Origin of the sequence: Anaerostipes sp. CAG:276 (assembly GCF_000432215.1) — a bacterium.
Classification (GTDB): Bacteria; Bacillota; Clostridia; order Lachnospirales; family Lachnospiraceae; genus Anaerostipes; species Anaerostipes caccae.
The window spans coordinates 161,405-166,719 of the sequence record NZ_FR889207.1 but is presented as its reverse complement, the minus strand read 5'-3'; the positions used below and the strand labels follow the sequence as shown (position 1 = coordinate 166,719).

The window sequence follows — 5,315 nt, the reverse complement described above, 5'->3', positions numbered from 1 at the left end:
CCCCCCTGCCGCACCCGACACACATATGGCGTTTTCCAAATCGGGCCTTATAATCATGAAATTTATGAAGAATCTTATAGCGCATCCTGTCGCCTGCATTGTTTCTGAATTCCCTCTGTCCCGCCATCTGGTCAAATCCTTCGATCTGGCAGGACGCGGTGACTCTGCGCCGCTCTCCGGCCTCCGGGTTATCTCCGTAACTCAGATCTCTTGTGGAAAAGCAGGTACATGTGGAACAGGCTACCGTACAGCTGCCGCAGGAGATACACCTCTTGTCAAACTCTCTCCACATGGGATGCTTTTTTAATTCCATCCGCACCTGTTTGTCAGACAGATCCGGCAGAGTTACTTTCAGCTCATTTTCCTTCACAAAAGCAGGTGTGTAGCTGCCTTTCGGCATATCGTTAAAATATGTATTGAACGAAGCATCTTCGACCCGGACATCGGCTCCGTCTTCCCGAAACCGGACTGCCAGGGCATAGTCCTCTGTCTCATTGCTCCCCATAGAAACACAGAAGCAGGCGTCGTCCCCGCCATTACATTCCATCATGGCAAATGTTACAAGGCTGCGCATCCGCTCATAGTAAAAATCCGTATATCCCCCGTTGCCCGCATATATTTCATCCTGTATATGCTGTGCATTGATGTCGCACGGCCTGGCAAAGATCAAAACAGATTTTGCCGGATTTCTGCTCGGTTTATACTCATCCTCCGTGTAATAAAAGAGTGTCTGCTGAATGGGCATGACAACCTCCTTCACAGGATAGTCGGACTTTTCCTTCCAGACAATCTCTTCAAAATTTTTCACCTCATCATAGCGTATGATATCCGTGTCAGAATAACGCCCCTGTTTCGGAAAACGCTTCGGAGCATAGACACGGTAGTCTTTTCTCAGTGCCTCCAAGACCCGGTCAGCCTGGGCAATGTCAAGTGAATATTCCATCTTCTTGTCCCTCCATTTCTTATTCCGGTGTTCTGCCTAAAAATTTTCATGTTTCATTACTCTCATTATACTGCCGTACTATAATTATAAATAATTATAGTTTGTTATCACAATATAAGAATTTATTATCCATATATGCAGACATACTTCCTTAATGCTATAATTAACATGTGTATTTAATAACTTTTTCTATACAGAAAGGACACTGCATCAGATGAAATATAAACTAATCGCCCTGGATTTAGATGGTACCTTAAACACCGATGAAAAAACAATCACCCCGAAAACCCGGGATGCCCTTCTCAGAGCACAGCAGCAGGGACTTATCATAGCTCTCTGCTCCGCACGCCCGGTGCCGGGACTCTATAAAGATATGAAAACACTGGAACTGGAAAAACACCATGGAATCCTGATCGCCTATAATGGAGGTAAAATTCTGCGGGCCGAAGATAAAGAGATTCTTCACCAGCAGATGTTTCCCCGCGGTCTGGCCATAGAAGTTTTAAAACATCTGAAACATTATCCGGTCACCCCGATCATAGACGACGGAGAACGTTTTTATGTGACAAATAAAAATGGATATAAAGTTCAGCACGAATGTTGGAACAATCAAATGGAATGTATGGAAGTCCCATCATTAACGAACTGTCTCGATTTTGACCTGGTAAAGATTTTAATGTCCGTACGGCCGGAAGAACTTTGGGACATACTCCCAGAAGTCAGCAAACCATTTGAAGATGATCTGGTCTTCGTAAGGACCGCCCCTTTTTACATCGAAGCCATGCCAAAGGGTCTCAATAAAGCAGAGGGCCTGCGCCGTACATGTGAACTTCTCCACATCTCTCCCGAAGAAGTCATCGCCTTTGGGGACGCAGAAAACGACCTGGAGATGATCAGATTTTCCGGTCGGGGCGTTGCCATGGGAAATGCCTGTGATGCCCTGAAAGAGGCAGCCGATGAAATCACTCTGACCAACAATGAAGACGGAATTGCACATAGCCTGGAACATCTTTTGTAAAAATATGAACAGCCACTGTCATAAGAATTAGGCAGACAATCCCACTTCAATAAAATGCTCCCTTCCAGGCAGACAAGTGAAAAACAACTTGTTTACCCGGTTGAGAGCATATCACAACAGACAACACAAGATATTTATAATGAGATTTATTCTTTTAAATTTCACACTTTGATTCACATCGGGAACTTTTCCTTTCACAATGACGCTCAAAAGTACGTTCGGACACAGCTTTATCATGTTCTCAACTGTTTTATCGGCCTCCTCCTTAGAAAAAACAGGACTATGATGTTATATTCTTCATCATAATCCTGTCTCTTTATTTTTTATGTTTCCCGAAAAATCCTTTATGTTCTTCTTTCTTCGGCACTTCCCCCATGGATTCCTGGAACTTTTTAAGGGCATTCTTCTGCTCTTCGTTCAGATGCTCCGGCACCTGGACAACAAGGGTCACATAGTGGTCGCCCCGGACATTCTTGTTCCGTAAGGTTGGCACACCCTTGCCTTTCAGGCGCACACGGGTGTCTGTCTGGGTTCCTGCCTTGATCGTATAGTCATAAGGACCGTCTACCGTATTGATCTTGATCGTCGCGCCAAGTGCTGCCTGGGTAAAGGAGATCGGCTCCGTGGATATAATATCGTATTCCTGTCTCTGGAATTTCGGATGCCGGTCCACGGAAACAACCACGAGGAGATCTCCCCTCGGTCCTCCGTTTGTTCCGGGCTCTCCTTTTCCGCGGATTCTGATACTCTGTCCGTTGTTGATGCCGGCCGGCACAGTGACCTCGATCGTTTTTCTCTGGCTCACATAGCCGCTTCCGTGGCAGTCCGGACATTTTTCCTTGATCACCTGACCGGTTCCCTGGCAGTCCGGACATGTCTGGACATTTCTCACCGTTCCGAACATAGACTGCTGGGTATATACTACCTGGCCTTTACCGCCGCACTTCGGACATGTCTCCGGATGGGTGCCGGCTTTGGCACCGCTTCCGTGACAGGAAGCACACTCCTCTTTCAGAGAAATTTCCAGCTTTTTGGTTGTTCCAAAAACCGCTTCCTCAAAGGTCACATGTATCCTTGCACGCACGTGGGCACCCTGGGTCGGCGTATTGGCCGCGCGCTGGCTTCTGCCTCCGCCGCCGAACATACCGCCGAAGATATCTCCGAAAATATCTCCCATATCTCCGCCGAAATCAAAACCGCCAAACCCTCCTCCGTTGAATCCTCCGGGTCCGCCCTGTTCAAAGGCAGCATGACCAAACTGGTCATACTGCGCTTTCTTTTCAGGATCACTTAAAACTTCATAAGCCTCGGAAGCTTCTTTAAACTTTGCCTCGGCCACTTTGTCTCCCGGGTTCGTATCTGGATGATACTGTTTCGCAAGTTTACGGTAGGCTTTCTTTATTTCTGATTCTGAAGCACTGCGGGATACCCCCAGCACTTCATAGTAATCTCGTTTATCTGCCATAATCGTCTACCTTCTTTTTCCCTTATACTTCTTTGTAATCTCCATCTACGACATCGTCTGCTGCACCTGCTGCTCCGGCAGTATCTCCTGCAGTCTCCTGAGCTCCCTGGGCATTGGCTGCGGCAGCTTCATACATCTTGGTGAACAATCCCTGAGCACTGTTCATGAGCTGATCTTTTTTATTCTTAATGTCTTCTACCTGAGCTTCTGTAAGTTCAGCGTCTTTTGTCTGCTCCAACAAGTCTTTCAATGCTTTCAGGTCTTCTTCCACTTTCACTTTCTCTGTTGCGTCTACCTTGTCTCCTGCTTCTTCCAGGGCTTTTTCTGTCTGGAATACCATAGAATCAGCTTCGTTTCTTGTATCGATCGCTTCTTTTCTCTTCTTATCCTGATTTTCAAATTCTGCCGCTTCTTTTACTGCCTTATCGATATCTTCGTCGGACATGTTGGAACCGCCTGTGATCGTGATATGCTGTTCTGCACCTGTTCCAAGGTCTTTGGCAGATACTTTTACGATACCATTGGCATCGATATCAAAGGTTACTTCGATCTGAGGCACGCCTCTTCTCGCAGGTGCGATGCCGTCCAGACGGAATCTTCCCAGTGATTTGTTATCTTTTGCAAACTGGCGCTCACCCTGTACTACATTGATATCTACGGCTGTCTGGTTGTCTTCCGCTGTAGAGAAGATCTGGCTCTTCTTTGTAGGAATCGTTGTATTTCTCTCGATCAGTCTGGTTGCCACGCCTCCCATCGTCTCGATAGATAAGGACAATGGTGTTACGTCCAGAAGAAGGATATCGCCTGCTCCTGCGTCTCCGGCTAATTTACCGCCCTGGATGGAAGCACCGATGGCAACACATTCGTCCGGGTTGATTCCCTTAAATGGTTCTTTGCCTGTGAGCTGTTTTACTTTATCCTGTACGGCAGGAATTCTTGTGGAACCTCCTACAAGGAGAACCTTGCTCAGTTCTGATGCCGCAATTCCTGCGTCTTTTAACGCTGTGTTAACAGGAGTTGCTGTTCTCTCTACAAGAGATAAGGTCAGTTCATCAAACTTTGCTCTTGTAAGGTTCATATCAAAATGTTTTGGTCCTTCATTTGTCGCTGTGATAAACGGAAGGTTGATGTTGGTTGTTGTCGCAGAAGAAAGTTCTTTTTTCGCTTTCTCGGCAGCTTCTTTCAGTCTCTGCATTGCCATCTTGTCTCCGGATAAGTCAACGCCTTCCTGTTTTTTGAACTCGTCTAACATGTAGTTTGTGATCACATTGTCGAAATCATCTCCGCCCAGTTTATTGTCACCGGCTGTTGAGAGAACTTCGATGACACCGTCTCCGATCTCGATGATGGATACATCGAAGGTACCTCCTCCAAGATCATAAACCATGATCTTCTGTTCATTCTCATTGTCCAGTCCGTAAGATAAAGCTGCTGCTGTAGGCTCGTTGATGATACGTTTTACATCGAGTCCTGCAATCTTACCCGCATCTTTTGTTGCCTGTCTCTGAGCATCGTTAAAGTAAGCCGGTACTGTGATGACAGCCTCTGTTACTTTTTCTCCGAGATAGTTTTCTGCATCTGCTTTCAATTTCTGAAGCACCATTGCTGAAATTTCCTGCGGTGTATAATTCTTGTCGTCAATTTTTACTTTATAATCAGTTCCCATGTGGCGTTTGATAGAAGAAATTGTCTTCTCTGCATTCGTAACAGCCTGACGTTTTGCAGGTTCTCCGACGATACGCTCATCTGTTTTCGTGAATGCCACAACGGACGGAGTTGTTCTCACACCTTCTGCATTTGTGATAACGGTTGGCTTTCCGCCTTCCATAACTGCTACACAGCTGTTTGTTGTTCCTAAGTCAATACCAATAATTTTACCCATGATAAAT

Annotated in this window: 4 protein-coding genes; 1 reads left to right on the top strand and 3 read right to left on the bottom strand. The window is 46.1% G+C overall.

The features are described 5' to 3' along the window. Positions 1-943: anaerobic sulfite reductase subunit AsrA (gene asrA / locus QVP35_RS16170; protein ID WP_288187988.1), on the bottom strand; the 943-nt coding region annotated here is incomplete at its 3' end. Between the two features lie 214 nt (positions 944-1,157). On the opposite strand from asrA, the gene QVP35_RS16165 reads away from it, so the two are divergent. Further along, on the top strand, positions 1,158-1,961 hold the full coding sequence (locus tag QVP35_RS16165; RefSeq protein ID WP_009289866.1) for a Cof-type HAD-IIB family hydrolase: 804 nt from the start codon (positions 1,158-1,160) through the stop codon (positions 1,959-1,961). A 316-nt stretch (positions 1,962-2,277) separates the two neighbouring features. Here QVP35_RS16165 and dnaJ read toward each other — a convergent pair whose 3' ends face one another. Together dnaJ and dnaK are read right to left on the bottom strand one after the other, a co-directional pair. Then, positions 2,278-3,426 (bottom strand): molecular chaperone DnaJ, encoded by a 1,149-nt coding sequence (dnaJ, locus tag QVP35_RS16160; protein ID WP_006567282.1) that lies wholly within the window; start codon positions 3,424-3,426, stop codon positions 2,278-2,280. A gap of 22 nt (positions 3,427-3,448) precedes the next feature. Next, positions 3,449-5,308 carry a molecular chaperone DnaK gene (gene dnaK, locus QVP35_RS16155; RefSeq protein WP_006567283.1) on the bottom strand — a complete coding sequence of 620 codons (1,860 nt, stop codon included), beginning with the start codon at positions 5,306-5,308 and terminating at the stop codon, positions 3,449-3,451. Between the last annotated feature and the right edge of the window lie 7 nt (positions 5,309-5,315).